The organism is Tabrizicola sp., from assembly GCF_051645465.1.
GTDB lineage: Bacteria > Pseudomonadota > Alphaproteobacteria > Rhodobacterales > Rhodobacteraceae > Tabrizicola.
This window is the reverse complement of sequence record NZ_JBOFBI010000327.1, coordinates 1-14,642: the sequence shown is the minus strand read 5'-3', so window position 1 is coordinate 14,642 and position 14,642 is coordinate 1. Positions and strand designations below refer to the sequence as shown.

Sequence of the window (14,642 nt, the reverse complement as noted above, 5' to 3'; positions counted from 1 at the left end):
GATGGCGCTTGCGCCACGGGCACGCTTGGGCGACCATGCTTGAAAGAGCAAAGTCCGGCCATGCTAGAGATCAATCCGCAGACAGTGGTCCACGTGATCTTCCTTGCCCGCGAAGGCTCGGTCGGCAGTACCGAGCTGCACGCCTTTATCGACGGGCTGAACGATGACGAGAAGGCCCAGCTTACGGCGGTGGCCTGGGTCGGCCGGGGCGCGTTCGAGCCCGAGGATTTCGACGAGGCCGTGGCCACCGCGACCTCCGAGGCGACAACGCCAACGTCGGACTACCTGATCGGCATGCCGCATCTGGCCGAGAACCTGGAGGCGGGCCTCGATGCTCTGGGGGTGGACGTCGCGGGTGAGGAAGAGGATTTCCTCTAGGTTCGGAACCTTGCGCAGCGGCCTGGCCATACACATCTGCGCGTAAAGCGGAACGTGAGGTGAGTGATGGCTGTAACCGAAGCTGTCAAGCTGACCTGCCCGACCTGCGGGCAGGCGAACCGGGTGCCCGTGGCCCGGCTTTCTGAAGGGCCGAAGTGCGGGATCTGCGGGACCTTGCTTCTGGATGGGCAGGTGGCCGAACTGGACGCGTCGACCCATGACAAGATCACGCGCGGTGATGGTCTGCCGGTCCTTGTCGACTACTGGGCGCCCTGGTGCGGCCCCTGCCGGATGATGGCCCCGGAATTCGCCAAAGCTGCGAAGACCCTGGCCCCCGCGGCGCGGCTGATGAAGCTGAACACCGAGGACCACCCCGAAATCGCCGTCCGTGCCGGCATCCGGGGCATCCCGGCGCTGATCCTGTACCGGGGCGGCCGCGAACTGGCGCGCCTTGCCGGAGCCCGCCCCGCCGCCGAAATCGTCGCCTTCGTCCGCCAGCACACCGGCGGCTAAGCGCGCCCGGCAAACTTGACAACACCCGCATGATGGGCGAGACAACCGCCCTAGGTCATCGGGGCAGTAGCTCAGTTGGGAGAGCGCGTCGTTCGCAATGACGAGGTCAGGGGTTCGATCCCCCTCTGCTCCACCAATGACCGCGCTAGAATATTGTTTACAATAGATAAGCTCTATACCTTGCATCTGTTGCCAGCACTCCTCCCATCATCGCGACTTGGGACTATGCGCCGACTGAGAAGGGAAGCCCCCTCGACTCGACGGCATGGCAACGAGCTTCCTGAGCCTCGCCCTCATTGGATCGGCTACGAGGCTGGCCGCCGTTCCTGAGCAGCTGACCGGACATAGTTGCCGGGGCTAGTGCAGGAAGTACCGAACGGCCCCTATCGGATGAGGTGGATGTATATGGACCCCGCCTGATTGCAACGGTCTGGTTGGCGCTGGTTCGGCCATCAAGTGTCGTGCCAGGCTGGAATCCATAGCAGATACCAGCTTGACGTACGATCAACACACCATGTGCAACCCTGTTTGCCAACGCCGCCGATCCGCAATTCTGTGACTATCCAGCAGTACTGAAATCACGGTCAATCACGGCCTGTCACAAAAGAGTGGTACTTAACCCTTACCCAAAACAACAGTTGCCCAGTGCGGGCGGCCATCCGGGGAGGGCCGCAAATGCTTGCTTCGCAAGACGACGGTGTTGCTGTCGTGGCCCAGCCTTGGAGCATCGGCAGACGGTTCGCTGTTGCTTCCATCATGTTCCTTGGCATCGGACTTCTGGTTTTCGCGACCGCAGGCACCAACGAAGAGGGCCGGGTCTCGGGCGCGGGTTCGACACTCGTGAACCCGATCCTGCAGCGCGTCTCGACGTCCTACCAAAGCTATCTGGCGGCCGACCGAGTGGATGTTGTCAGCCAAGAAGGCCAAAGTGGCGACTGGACCGCCGGGGCCACCGCGCTTGACTATGATCCGGTCGGATCGATTGGCGGGCTGGTGCGGCTGGCCGATCCGGCGGTGACCTTCGCCGCGACCGAAGTTCCGGTTTCGGCCAAGGATCTGGAAGAGCGCGGCCTGGTGCAGTTCCCGCTGATCAACGGCGCGGCGGCTCCGGTTGCCAACCTTGACCTTGCCGGTAAGGCGCTGACGCTGGATGCGGACACGCTGGCGGCAATCTTCGTGGGCAAGATCACGACCTGGTCCGACCCGGCCATTGCGGCGCTGAACCCCGATGTCGCACTCCCCGATCTGCCCATTGCAGTGCGGTATCGGGGGGATGGTTCGGGCACGACCTGGACCTTTACCGGCTACCTTGCGCGGAGCGCGGACTGGACGATGGGCCAGGCTGCACAGGTAAAGTGGCCCGTGGGCGAAGCTGCCGAGGGCAGCCGTGGGATCATCGCGGCGGTGGACGCGACGCCGGGCGCCATTGGCTATGCAGAAGTGGGACAGGCCGGCCGCGCTGGCCTTGACATCGTGAACCTCGTGAACGGTGCCGGCGAGGTCGTCGAGCCAAAGCCGCAGACCATCCGGGCCGCCGTCGGTGCAGGGTTCTGGACGGCAAGCGGCGGCATCTCCACTGCGGTCGCGTCTTCAGGCGGCGACTGGCCCATGACCGCAACCGTCTTTGTCGTCATGCGGCGCGACCAGAATACCGCGCAGAACGACCGCGCCCTGAACTTCTTCCGCTATTTCTACGTCGAAGCCCCCCGTCAGGCCGACGCGCTTGGCTATGTCGCTCTTCCGACCGAGGTCGTCGCAGAGGTCGAGGCCCATTGGGCCACTGCCTTCAAACCGAAATCCTGAATCTGAACCGGCGTAAGCCTTCAATCTGAGGTGTGACCGTGGAAGTCGATCTGTTCAAAGAGATCATCGCTCCCGTGATTGGGGGCTTGGGCATCTTCCTGCTGGGCCTTGAGTTCATGGCCAGCGGCATTCAAGCCCTGTCGGTCAACAAGATGCGCGAATGGCTGGCCAAGATGGCCGGGACGCCGGTCAAGGGCGTGATCGCCGGAACCGTCATCACCGGCATCATCCAGTCTTCGACCGCGATGACTGTCATGACGGTAGGACTGGTGAACGCAGGCGTCTTGGGGCTCCGATCGGCAATCTCGGTGATCATGGGCGCGAACGTCGGCACCACGCTGGGCAACGGGCTGATCGCCTTGCCGCTGGGACCGCTGGGCCTCCTCTTCGGGGGGATTTTCGCCACGGTCTATTGCTTCGCCAAATCCGACCGGCTCCGCAACTTCTCGCTCGCCGCGATGGGCTTTTCGCTGATCTTCTACGGTCTGAACCTGATGACCGGCGGTCTTAAGCCCCTTCGCAAGATGCCCGAAGTGCTTGAGGTCATCCAGTCGCTGGACGCCAGCACCTTTGGTGGCGTGGTCATGTGCGTCCTTCTGGCCGCGCTGATCACCGCGCTGATCCACTCGTCCTCCGCCACCATCGGCATCGTCATGGGCCTCGGCGCTTCTGGTATCCTCTCCTGGGAAACCGCCATCGCCTTCGCCGTCGGTGCCGACCTTGGCACCACGATCACCTCGTGGATGGCCTCGCTGAACCTGTCAAAGAACGCCAAGCGCGCGGCCTACGCCCATATCAGCTTCAACTTCATCGGCGTGACCGTGGTGCTGGCGCTGTTCTTCCCGGCGATCTGGGCGCTCAAGCTGGCCCTTGCCAACTGGGGGATCGATCCGGGTGCCGCCGTCATCGTCGACGGGCAGGAAACCTTCCCTGGCGTGCCGATTGCCGTGGGCGCCTTCTCGATCGTCTTCAACATCTTCAACCTGTTGATCCTCTTCCCCTTCGTCAACACGTTCGAGCGGTTCCTGAGCCGCGTCGGCCACAGCAAGGCGGACGATATCGAGGACTATTCGATCCCGCGCTTCCTGGACAAGAAACTGGTCGCCGACTTTGACGCAGCCCTTCCGGCCGTTCAGCAGGAAGCCCAGCGTCACCTGCGCGCCGGGGCCGTCTTCCTGGATATCGCCAGGGGCAAGCCGGGGGCGCCCAAAGACCCCGGCGAACATCGGGCCGCAACTGATGTCCTCAGCCGTGAGATCCGCGCCTTCCAGTCGCAGCTCTTCCAGGACGGGTTGTCCCGGGATCAGCTGGACCTCGTCGCCTCGCTGATCGAAGAGGTGGACTTCACTTCGGCTTTGTCCGAGTCGCTTTACCAGATCGCGCGCCGGGTGAAGCGCGAACCTTTCTCGGACGCCGCCCGCAAGGTGCTTGGTCAGGGGCTGGAGCGCTTGGACCAGTCGATGAACCGGGTGCTTTTCGACCCCGCGATGCAGCCACGGATGCCCGCCGGTCACAGCGTCGCCCTGGGGTTCGAGGAGTTGCGCTGGCAGGCCCTGCAGACAAGCGAGGTCGCGGCAGGCGAAAAGGGTGCGCTGCTGGCGCTCTTGGGTTCGGTCGAGCGGGCCGAGGGTTTGATCGACCGGATCATCTCCGAACGCGCGTCGGTCGACCGCAGCGGCATCCGCGTGCGGCCCGGCGACCAAACCGGGATCAAACGGTCGGACGGGTCGTCTATGGGTGATCTGGCTCCGGCTGAGTGACCTGCTGGTCTTCGACACCAGTTCAGGATTTGCGGCGATAGCGGTATGGAGATTGGCGGTTGCGGCCCTCCGCAGGCTTTCGGGCCGAGTTGGTTTTGGTCCAAAGCAGCCGCTCGCTCTCGTCGCGGCGAAATCGACTCTGCGCCGGCCGACGGGCGCAAGACCTAACTCTACACCGACAGGTTTGATGGAGTTCGTCTCGGTCCGGCCTCTTCGGATGTCATTGCTGCGTTACGCGTTCTCACTAGTGCTGCATCAGATGTGTGCAAAGGAGAAACGACCATGAACAGACTGCTCAAAGTCGGCCTTGTCGCGGCAACCATGTTTGCGTCGGTATTGACCGCAACCGTGGCCGCCGCGCAGGAGACGATCCGCTTTGCTGTGACCGACATCGACGGGATGGAGGCGCTTCAGGCCGATATGGGCCCGTTCAAGGACGCGTTCGAGAAGGTTTCGGGCCTCAAGGTAGAGTTCTTCGCCGTTTCCGGGCGCACCGTGGCGGTTGAAGCTATGGCCGCCGAGCAGGTCGATTTCGTGCTGACTGGTCCGGCCGAGTATGTCGTGTTCAACGCCCGCATGAAGGCCATCCCCGTCGTCACCTGGAACCGCCCTGACTATTATTCCAACATCGTTGTGCTTGATGGTTCGCCCGAGCAGTCGGTGGCCGACCTGAAGGGCAAGAAAATCTCGTTCGGCGAGATCGGCTCGACCTCGCAACACCTGGCTCCGGCGACGCTTCTGGCTGAAGGTGGACTGGTCTATGCGACCGATTATGAACCAGTGTTCCTGAACCGCAATGTCGCCGTCGAGGCCCTGATCAAAGGCGAGATTTCCGCCATCGGCCTCAACCGCACCCATATCGACTCGATCACCGAGAAGTTCCCTGACCAGAAGTTCCGCGTGCTGGTCAAGGGACCAGACCTGCCGAATGACGTGCTTCTCGCCTCGCCCACCGTCAGGCCGGAAGTCATCGAAACCGTCCGCAAAGCCTTTGCCGAACATGGGCCGGAGCTTCTGGCAGCCGTGACCTCGCAGGAGAACAACGCCAAGTTCCTTGGCGGCGGGTTCACCCCGGATGTCACCGATGCCGACTATGACCAGGTGCGCAAGATGTATGAAAACGTCGGTGTGACCGAGTTCCTGGCCTTCCTCGAGTGATCCCGGAATGAACGTCCCGCAAACCGCGGGCGTCGTCACGGCAGGCTCCACCGCGGTGGGGCCTGTCTTGCATGTGTCGGACCTGGTGAAATCCTATGGCGGCCCGATCATCCTGCAGGGCGTGAGCTTCACGGCCTATGCCGGAGTGTCGCTGGCAGTGATCGGGGCCAACGGGTCTGGCAAGTCGACGCTTCTGAAATGCCTCATCCGGCTTACCGATCCGACATCGGGGCGGATCGAGATGCTGGGGCAGGACGTGGGCGGGTTGAACGCCGGTGAGCTGCGCCGGTTCCGGTCGCGGATCGGCGTGGTCTGGCAAAAGCACAACCTGGTCCCGCGGATTTCGGCCCTGTCCAACGTGCTCCACGGCGTGCAGTCGCGGATGAGCGGCCCGCGAAGCTGGTGGCAATGGGCGGCCCCTGCCGCCGTCCGGGCCGAGGCGATGGCCTGCCTCGACCGCGTCGGGCTTGCTGATAAGGCTCTGCAGCGGGTGGACAGCCTGTCGGGTGGCCAGCAGCAGCGTGTCGCCATTGCCCGCATGCTGATGCAGCGGCCCGAATTCGTGCTGGCCGATGAGCCCGACGCCAGTCTTGATCCGCAGTCGGGCGAAGATGTGATGCGGCTGCTCTCTGACCTTGCGCGGCAGGACGGCCTGACGCTGCTCGTGATCTCGCACCGGCTGGAGCACACGATTGCGTTTTCCGACCGCATCATCGGGCTCGCCGGCGGGCAGGTTACGCTGGATGTGGCCACCGCCAGGGCGGACCCCGTCAAGCTCCGCCGGTTCTTCGACAAGCCGACCGAGGCCGCGCCATGAGCCAGGCCGTTCCCGCCCCGCCCCGGTTCCAGCACCGCTCGCTGACGGAGTACGTGGGGATCGTCATCGTCATCGCGCTTGTGGTCACCTCGATCGCCAACACCGCGCCGCCGCTCGACAGTCTTCAGCGCGGGCTGGCGCGGCTGGTCGCGCCCTCGGGGTTCCTCGCGCAGATGTTCCCGCCGGACCTGTCCCGGGTCGATCACATCGCCTGGAAGCTCCTGGAGACGCTGCAGATGGCCGTCGCGGGGGCCGCTCTTGGCCTCGTCTTCGCGGTCCCCTTCGCGATCCTCGCCACTGATCGCCTGTCGCCGCACCCCATCATCAAGATCGTCGCCAGAGGCCTGATCGCCTTCTTCCGCACCGTCCCCGACCTCGTGTGGGCGATCTTCTTCATTATCGTTGTTGGCCTCGGCCCCGCCGCCGGGGTGCTGGCCCTGATGATCGACAAGATCGGCTTTGCGGGCCGCTTCTTTGCCGAAGCCATGGAAGAGGCCGACACCGGCCCACAGGACGCGCTCCGCGCCATCGGGGCCAGCCGCATGGGCATCATCTTCTCCGCCGTCTTTCCCGCGTGCCTGCCGTCCTTCACCGCGACCTCGCTTTTCGCACTGGAGAAATCCGTGCGCGGCTCGGCGGCGCTTGGTCTGGTCGGAGCGGGGGGCATCGGGGTCGATCTCAAGGTCGCCTTTGACCTTTTCAACTATGACGAAGCGCTGACCATCATCCTGATGCTTCTGATCCTTGTCATCGCGGTAGAGCAAGGCAGCAGCTGGATCCGCTCCAAACTCATCTGAAAGGCCGGAAGATGACAACCGATACGGCGCACCAATACTGGAACGCCCAATGGGCAACGGCCGACGCCGGCTCGAAATGGGCGCGGCCCGAGCCGGAGGTTCTGGCACATGCCGAAAACCTGCCGCCCCGCGCGCGCATCCTGGACCTTGGCGCCGGGATCGGACGGCACACGCTTGCCCTGGCGCGGATGGGGTTCAGGGTCTCGGCCCTGGACGCCGCTCCGGAATCTCTGGCGGCGATCCGCGCAGGGGCCGGGGGGTTGGAGATCGACCTGCATCAGGGCCTGATGACCTCGTTGCCCTTTGGCGACGCCTGCTTTGACCATGTCCTGTCCTGGAACGTGATCTACCACGGCGACGAGACGGTCGTGTCCCGGACTATCGCCGAAATCGCCCGCGTCCTTAAACCCGGCGGTACGTTCATGGGCACGATGTTGTCCGCCCGCCGCTTGCCGGTGGAGCAAACCAAAGCCAAAGGCACCGAAATCTCGCGCAACACCTGGGTCTTCGACGGAACCGGCGACAAGGTTCATCCCCACTACTTCTGCAACGCCCGCGACCTTCTTTCGCTGTTTTCAGGGTTCGAGGTGCTTTCCCTTCACGACCAAATCCACGATACGCCGGGCTCGTGGCACTGGCATCTTCTGGCGGAGCGGCTTGCATGACGACCGGCGATCCAGTGATCTTCGAAGGCGCTTCCGTCATCCTGCCCGGCAAGATCGCTCAGACCTCGGTTCGCATCGCCGACGGGCACATCACGGGCCTTGACGCCCCCCGCGACGGCGCGCGGGTGATCGACGCTTCGGGATTGATCCTTGCCCCTGCGCTGGTGGACATCCATGGCGATGCGTTCGAGCGCCAGATCATGCCGCGCCCCGGCGTCACCGTGCCGACCGAGGCCGCCTTTCTTGAAACCGACCGCCAGCTTGCCGCCAACGGGATCGCCACCGCCTACCACGCCCTGACGCTGGGGTGGGAGCCCGGCCTCCGCTCGGTCGAGACCGGCTGGCAGGTGCACGACACGCTGGACCGGCTGGCAAAGCGCCTCACCGTCGAGAACCGCCTGCAGCTTCGGTGGGAGACGTTCTGCATCGAGGCGATCCCCCTGATCGAGGCGGCGCTGGCCGGACCGCTGACCCCGTCCATCGCGTTCAACGACCACACCAGCATGGCGCTGCTGCATCCCGAAACCGCCCTGCAGGATCGGCCCTTTGACCATGACCCGGCCTTTCCGGTCACCAATATGGACAGCCCCGCCTTTGCCGCCAAGATGGGCGAACGCGCGAAGCGCTCGCATATGTCGACCGGCGATTTCGTCGAGCTGATCCGCACCGTCTGGCAGCGCCGCCCGCAGGTGCCGGCCTGGATCGACGATGTCGCCGCCAAGGGTCGTGCCGTCGGGGCCCCAATGCTCAGCCACGACGACAGCCAGGAAGAAACCCGCACCTATTTCCGCGAGCGGGGGGCACGGATCACCGAATTTCCGATGAACCGGCGCACGGCCGACTTTGCCCGCGCCGGCGGCGACCACATCGTGCTTGGCGCCCCCAACGCCGCACGCGGGGGCAGCCACCTCGGGTCCATCGCTGCCGCCGACATGATCCGCGCCGGCCTTTGCGACATCCTTGCCTCGGACTACTATTACCCCGCCATGCTTGCCGCCATCGCCCGCTTGCGCGCCGATGATGTTGCCCCGCTTGAGGCGCTCTGGCCGCTGGTGGCAGCCGCCCCTGCCCACGCCTCCGGCTTGTCGGATCGCGGGACTATTGCTGTTGGCCTGCGCGCGGACCTTGTCGTTGTCGATTGGCCCGAGGGGAACCTGCCGGCCATCCGCCAGACCTGGGTCGCCGGGCGCTGCGCCTATTCCGCAATGCCATCGGCAGGATGAAGATCAACAAACTGGATGCTTGGTGGCGCCAAGGAAATTGCCTTTAGGCGATCGTGGCGGCCTGGGAAAAGAAGGCGTCCTTGAGACGGCCAAGGTCGGCAAACCCGAAGCGTACACTTCCACCCTTTCGAGAAAAGCGCGGGGGTCGTGCGCCTGGGGGCGATGCTCACTGCGCGCGGTTTTGGCTAACCGGCCCAAAGTGGTCATCCGGTTGCGTTCGACCGCCTCCCAACGGCGGTCATCTATGCTTGGCGCAGAAACGTTTGTGAAATCGATGCATTGCCGCTTCAGAAAAGCACCTGACAGATCCAAAGCGCGAGTTGGTCAGTCTTGGGAGGTCAGTTTGGAAGCACGCTGAGCGCACCGCTGCAATTCTGACAGGGCGTTCAAACAATGATTTCAGCCACGTCGGAGCGTCATGAATGTGTTGCGTTTCTGCGGTCTTTCGGCAGCAGCTTGGTCAACGCGATAGCGACCGATCGATGGCGGATGCGTGCTTCATTGACAGGCATGGCAGGCGCGTCGCCCTGAAGTGGCACCGCGCCCGCAAGCATGCGACGGACACCGCCTTCACCGGCGCACGTATCGTCGAAGGGCTGCGCTGTGGGGCGAGCATCGAGGTGGACATCAACCGCATCGCCGGTGGCGGTTTCGCGATACTGCATGACGACCGTCTCGACCGCGAAACAACCGGCAGCGGGCCGGTGGATCGGGCATCGCGCGAGGTGCTGCGGGGGCTGGTCCTGCGCGACAATGATGGTCATCCGACGGATCAGCCGCTGATGCTGCTGGACGATCTTGCGGCATTGGTGGCGCGTGCTGGGGCACACGCGGACGCCCTGTTGCAGCTTGATCTGAAGACCGGGGCGGATGCACTGACACCGGCGGACATCGCGGCTTTCCGCAAGGCGGTCCTGGCGATGAATGCGCGGGTGATCCTGTCGTCGGGCGATGCGGAGACCGTGGCGATGCTGGCGGCTGCGGCCCCGAGTGTTCTTGTCGGCCATGATCCTTGTGACGACGCGCGAATCGACGTGCTGCGCCGGACCGGCGATTTCGCGGGGTTTGTGTCGGATGCGCTGGCGGAGAGCCCTGCGGCCGAGATGATCTATCTGGCGATCCCGCTGGTGCTGGCCGCGGACGCGCGCGGCTTCGATATGGTTGCCGCCTTCCACGCGGCAGGCAAGCCGGTCGATGCCTGGACGATGGAACGGGCGGATGGCCCGGTGCTGCGGCGGTTGCTCGATCTTGGGGTGGATCAGATCACGACGGATGATCCGGCTGGGCTTCAGATACTGGCGAAGTCGCTCTGAGGTGTCCGGTCAGACGACGAAGATCGGGTTGGTGACGGCGTGCAGGATGCCATTCGCGTCGCGCAGTTCTGCCATGAGGAAGGTCTCCGGCAGCTCCGACAGAACCGTGCGTCCCGATGCGTGAGCTTCCAGAGTATGCTCTTGCAGAACGCCCTTTGGGCCTACAAAGCGCAGCGTCAGGGGCGTTTCGCCGATGGTCCATTGAACATCGGCACGACCGGTCCTTTGGACCTCGCCTCCCATCGGGATGGCCTCGCCCGATGCCGTCTCGGCCGACAGGATCAGCGTCGGCCCGGATGACAGGTAGTTGCGCCCGGCCCGGACTGCGGCAAGGATCGCCGCCTCGGTCCTGTCTTCTGCCGCGACGTTGTTGAAACCGTTGGCGACATCATAGCCTTCCGGCCCGTGGATATCCGACCCGGCGGTGGCCATCAGGCGATGACCCTGACCCAGCCAGCGACGGTAAAGCGCCAGCCCTTCTTCGTTGTAGTCCGACCACGGCCCGCCGTTCCATATCTCCACGATCCCGGCCGGGCCGGGCATCATGTCGGGGTACTCCCACCGGCAACCAGTGCACGCCGGGTCGCCCTCGGACATCGGATGCGCGATGACGAAGAGGTTGCCCTTTGCCATCACTTCTTCAGCAATCATCGGCATGGTCCGCCCGGTGACGGGACCGGTGCGCCATTCCTGCCAGTCGCGGTGGCCCAACGACAGCGCATGGCCGTGGTGTGTCGTCAGTTCCACCCCGCCCATCGTCAGCAGGTCATCGCTGCCCAGCGACAGGACCTCATCGTGACCCGAGACGGTGTTGTGGTCGGTCAGCGTGACGAAATCGAGCCGGTTTGCCCGCGCCCAGGCGACCAGATCGGGGATGTCCCAGGATGCATCCGAATGCCAGCTGTGGGCATGGAGATCGCCCCGATACCAGCCGGGCCCACGTGGGGCGGGCCGATAGGGCGCGCGCCTGGTAGCACTTTCGACCGGACCGATGTCAAATTCGATGTCGAGCCGCCACTGCACGGGGTCAGGGCCAATAACACGGAACGTGTCCATGAAAACGGTCCAGCGTCCCGGCTCGATGACACCGGCGACATAGCCGGGGGTGGCCGCACCGGCGTCGATCACGAAATCCATCTCGGGGTTGTTGTGCCGCGCCCCGCGCGCGCCGCGTGGGCCGAAGAGGCTGAGCGAGATCAGGTTGTCGAAGAGCGTGCCTTGCGAACGTTCCGGTGTTGCCGTGAACCGACCCGACAGCCGGGTGACGCCTTTCGGGACGTCAAAGCCGACCGGGATGTGCGACTTGTGGTCCGCTTCGGTCAGGATGCCCTTGAACGTAAGCGTCATGCCGGTGTCCTCTTCCGTTCGACGGCAACCGGCAGAGGGGCCGCCGTGCCGACGCGCTGGCCGTCGCGATAGACGTGCAGATGCCGGGGCGTCAGGCGGATGTGGGCACCGGCAGTCGGGGCCACGCTGCGCGGGCAGAGCCAGATGAGCCCCGCGCCGCCCGCGGTGACGACATGCACCCGAAGGACCGGCCCGAGATCAATGACCCGGGTGACGGTCGTCTCGATGCCGGTGGCGGAAACCTCGAAGTCCTCGGGCCGACACAGGATCGTCGCGGGGCCATCCGGACAGCGGGTCGTCACCTCCGCCCCGTACCAATTCGCCCGGCCCTTCTCGATCAAAGCCTCGCCTATGTTCATCGTGCCGATGAAGCGGGCGACCGTCAGGGTCCGCGGCTCCATGTAGAGCGCGTCCGGCGCGCCGATCTGTTCGATCCGGCCGGCGTCCATCACTGCGATCCGGTCGGCCAGTTCCATCGCCTCTTCCTGATCGTGGGTCACGAAGATGATCGTGAGGCCGAGGCGGTGCTGCAGGGCCTTCAGCTCTTCCCGCAGGTTCTTGCGCAGATGCGCGTCGAGGGCGGAGAACGGCTCGTCCATCAACAGGACTTTCGGCTCCACCACCAGACAGCGCGCCAGTGCCACCCGCTGCGCCTGGCCGCCCGACAGGTCCGCCGGACGCCGTTTGCCGAAACCGGCAAGGCCGACAAGATCGAGCGCGGCGGCAACCTTCGCGGCGATTTCAGCGTTGGGCAGACCACGCACCCTGAGGCCGAAGGCCACGTTCTGCGCGACGGTCATGTGGTTCCACAGGGCATGCGACTGGAACACCATCGCCGTCGGACGCCGGTTCGCGGGAACCCGCGTCATGTCCTGGCCTTCGATCATGACCTGCCCGTCATCGCTGTCGGCCAGCCCAGAGATCATCCGCAGAAGCGTGGATTTCCCGCAGCCGGAGGGGCCGAGCAGGCAGACAAGCTCGCCTTGGGCCACGTCGAACGTGGCGGCATCGACGGCGCGGGCGGTTCCGAAGGTTTTCGACAGGCGCTCGATCTTCAGCATCACGCACCGAACCCCTGTGCGATGCCCCTCGCGTTCATGAAACGCCGGGTCAGGAGCAAGAGAACGAAACACGGCGCCCAGATCATGACGCAGAGGACCGCCGCGTATTGGACGACGACCTGCGTGGAGAGCTGCAGCAAAAGGAGCGGCATCGTCGTGACCGTCGGCGCGCCGACCAGGAGGGCGGCTTCCACCTCGAAGAGGATGGTGACGAAGCCAAGCACATAGGACGCGGCGAGCGCGGGCAGGGCCTGCGGCACGGTGATCTTGAGGAATACCCTGAACCGCGATGCGCCGAGGTCGAAGGCGGCCTCCTCCAGTGCCGGTGGGATGCCGCGGAACGCCGCCGTGGGGATCCAGATCATGAAGAGGACGGCCGACAGCATCTGGACGATGACGACGCCCGTGATCGTGCCGACCAGCCCAAGCTGCAGAAACACCGTCGCGATGGCCACGAAGAGCGCGAATTTCGGGACGGCATTGGCGGCGAGGAACGAGAACAGGAGGAGCTGCCTGCCCGGAAAGCTCAGCCGCGCAAAGGCGTAGGCGGCGGGCCAGCAGATGAGCGCGGCCAGCGTGGCCGAGATGGAGGTGATGGCGAGCGAGGTCAGGATCGGCGTGACCACGGTTTCCCGCGACAGCATCTCGCCCCAGAACCTGAGGCCCCATTCGGTCGGCAAGAGGCTGGGGTAGCGCCACTTCTCAGCAAAAGCCCAGATCACGACGGTCAGGATCGGACCGAGCATCATCAGAACCATGGCCAGTGCGATCAAGAGGCCGCCGAATGGCAGGGAACGCCGCGTCATGCCCGCGCCCCCCGCGCCATCGTGACGATGTAGATGACGCCGACCACCGCTGCGACCGCAAGCAGCAGAACCGACTGCACCGCCGCCTCGTCGGGGCGCTGCAGGTTGCCCATTGTGCGGGCGATGTAGACCCCCATCATCTCCGGTGCCGGAGGGCCTAGAAGGAAAGGGATGGTATAGCTGCCGACGATCAACAGAAAGACCAGCGCAAAGGCGATCACCAGGGACCGCACGAGTTGCGGCAGCAGGATTTCCGTCAGGATGCGCAATGCCCCCGCGCCAAGATCGCGCGCCGCTTCCACTGCGTGGTCGGAAACCTGTGTCAGCCCGGCGGTCAGCACCAGCACCGGCAGCGGCAGGTTTTCCCAGATGAAGGCGATGTAGGGTCCGACGGGCGTCAGATAGGGCGTGCGGTAGCCGGTGATGCCGACTTGCTCCAGCAGCAGTTGCAAAAGCCCGTTCGGGCCGAGGAACCGGACCAAGGCATAGGAAATGATGATCGCGGGCACGAAGAGCGGGAACAGAGACAGCGCCTGCACCACGGTCGCAATCCGTCCGGTCGAAAACCGCAGGTAAAGTGCGATGCCAAGGGACAGAATCAGCACCGATACCGTGCTGACCAGTGTCAGGATCACCGTGAAGCGCAAGTTCGCCACGCTGTAGCCATCGGCAAAGAACGCGGCGTAGCGGTCGAGGCCAAGCGACGTCACGCCGTCCGCCTCGACACGGAAAGTGCCGCCGATCAGGTAGGCCGTCGGTATCAGGACCAGCGCGCACAGAAGCACCACCGGAGCCGCCACAAGCGCAAGTCCTGCCAGGCCTTCGGCCGCTCCGCTTCCGGTCCCGCGCAGTGGCCTTTGCACGGGACCTGAAAGTTCGCTGACCATCAGTCGCGCGTCAGGTTGGTCGCCACGTTCTTGTACCAGCCGTCATTCATGGCATTCTGCCAGTCGCCCGCCGGAAAGGTCGGGATCGAAACCGGGATCACGTCGATGTATTCG

General features: G+C 64.6%; 14 protein-coding genes and 1 tRNA gene. 11 read left to right on the top strand and 4 right to left on the bottom strand.

The features are described from left to right. Window positions 1-60 precede the first annotated feature (60 nt). The 11 genes from ACRCSW_RS21135 (at window position 61) to ACRCSW_RS21085 (ending at window position 10,427) form a co-directional block, all read left to right on the top strand. On the top strand, window positions 61-378 hold the full coding sequence (locus tag ACRCSW_RS21135; RefSeq protein WP_438707628.1) for a DUF3775 domain-containing protein: 318 nt from the start codon (window positions 61-63) through the stop codon (window positions 376-378). 66 nt (window positions 379-444) lie between these two features. Next, a complete protein-coding gene (gene trxC, locus ACRCSW_RS21130) occupies window positions 445-891 on the top strand; it encodes a thioredoxin TrxC (protein ID WP_438707627.1) in 447 nt (148 codons plus the stop codon). 60 nt (window positions 892-951) lie between these two features. Next, window positions 952-1,027 (top strand) — tRNA-Ala (locus ACRCSW_RS21125). Between the two features lie 539 nt (window positions 1,028-1,566). Beyond that, on the top strand, window positions 1,567-2,694 hold the full coding sequence (gene pstS / locus ACRCSW_RS21120; protein ID WP_438707626.1) for a phosphate ABC transporter substrate-binding protein PstS: 1,128 nt from the start codon (window positions 1,567-1,569) through the stop codon (window positions 2,692-2,694). Window positions 2,695-2,732: 38 nt separating this feature from the next. Beyond that, complete coding sequence (locus ACRCSW_RS21115) at window positions 2,733-4,454, top strand: Na/Pi cotransporter family protein (RefSeq protein ID WP_438707625.1); 1,722 nt, start codon at window positions 2,733-2,735, stop codon at window positions 4,452-4,454. A gap of 282 nt (window positions 4,455-4,736) precedes the next feature. Then, window positions 4,737-5,612 (top strand): PhnD/SsuA/transferrin family substrate-binding protein, encoded by an 876-nt coding sequence (locus tag ACRCSW_RS21110; protein WP_438707624.1) that lies wholly within the window; start codon window positions 4,737-4,739, stop codon window positions 5,610-5,612. Between the two features lie 7 nt (window positions 5,613-5,619). Then, complete coding sequence (locus ACRCSW_RS21105; protein ID WP_438707623.1) at window positions 5,620-6,429, top strand: phosphonate ABC transporter ATP-binding protein; 810 nt, start codon at window positions 5,620-5,622, stop codon at window positions 6,427-6,429. Beyond that, window positions 6,426-7,226, top strand: coding sequence for a phosphonate ABC transporter, permease protein PhnE (gene phnE / locus ACRCSW_RS21100; protein WP_438707622.1), 801 nt, complete (start codon window positions 6,426-6,428; stop codon window positions 7,224-7,226). The genes ACRCSW_RS21105 and phnE overlap by 4 nt, the downstream gene beginning before the upstream one ends. An 11-nt stretch (window positions 7,227-7,237) precedes the next feature. Continuing rightward, window positions 7,238-7,891: a class I SAM-dependent methyltransferase gene (locus ACRCSW_RS21095; RefSeq protein ID WP_438707621.1), complete on the top strand. Its 654-nt coding sequence runs from the start codon at window positions 7,238-7,240 to the stop codon at window positions 7,889-7,891. After that, the gene (locus ACRCSW_RS21090) at window positions 7,888-9,114 is read left to right on the top strand and encodes an alpha-D-ribose 1-methylphosphonate 5-triphosphate diphosphatase (protein WP_438707620.1); all 1,227 of its coding nucleotides are present in this window, start codon (window positions 7,888-7,890) and stop codon (window positions 9,112-9,114) included. The genes ACRCSW_RS21095 and ACRCSW_RS21090 overlap by 4 nt, the downstream gene beginning before the upstream one ends. A 422-nt stretch (window positions 9,115-9,536) precedes the next feature. Continuing rightward, complete coding sequence (locus ACRCSW_RS21085) at window positions 9,537-10,427, top strand: glycerophosphodiester phosphodiesterase (protein ID WP_438707619.1); 891 nt, start codon at window positions 9,537-9,539, stop codon at window positions 10,425-10,427. 9 nt (window positions 10,428-10,436) lie between these two features. Here the strand turns inward: ACRCSW_RS21085 and ACRCSW_RS21080 are convergent, their stop codons facing one another. The 4 genes from ACRCSW_RS21080 to ACRCSW_RS21065 are packed head-to-tail and all read right to left on the bottom strand — an operon-like array spanning window position 10,437 to window position 14,528. Then, window positions 10,437-11,774, bottom strand: a complete 1,338-nt coding sequence (locus ACRCSW_RS21080; RefSeq protein ID WP_438707618.1) for a CehA/McbA family metallohydrolase — start codon at window positions 11,772-11,774, stop codon at window positions 10,437-10,439. Further along, on the bottom strand, window positions 11,771-12,835 hold the full coding sequence (locus ACRCSW_RS21075; protein WP_438707617.1) for an ABC transporter ATP-binding protein: 1,065 nt from the start codon (window positions 12,833-12,835) through the stop codon (window positions 11,771-11,773). The genes ACRCSW_RS21080 and ACRCSW_RS21075 overlap by 4 nt, the downstream gene beginning before the upstream one ends. Beyond that, window positions 12,835-13,641, bottom strand: coding sequence for an ABC transporter permease (locus tag ACRCSW_RS21070; protein WP_438707616.1), 807 nt, complete (start codon window positions 13,639-13,641; stop codon window positions 12,835-12,837). The genes ACRCSW_RS21075 and ACRCSW_RS21070 overlap by 1 nt, the downstream gene beginning before the upstream one ends. Further along, the gene (locus tag ACRCSW_RS21065) at window positions 13,638-14,528 is read right to left on the bottom strand and encodes an ABC transporter permease (protein ID WP_438707615.1); all 891 of its coding nucleotides are present in this window, start codon (window positions 14,526-14,528) and stop codon (window positions 13,638-13,640) included. Before ACRCSW_RS21065 ends, ACRCSW_RS21070 begins: the two co-directional genes overlap by 4 nt. Between the last annotated feature and the right edge of the window lie 114 nt (window positions 14,529-14,642).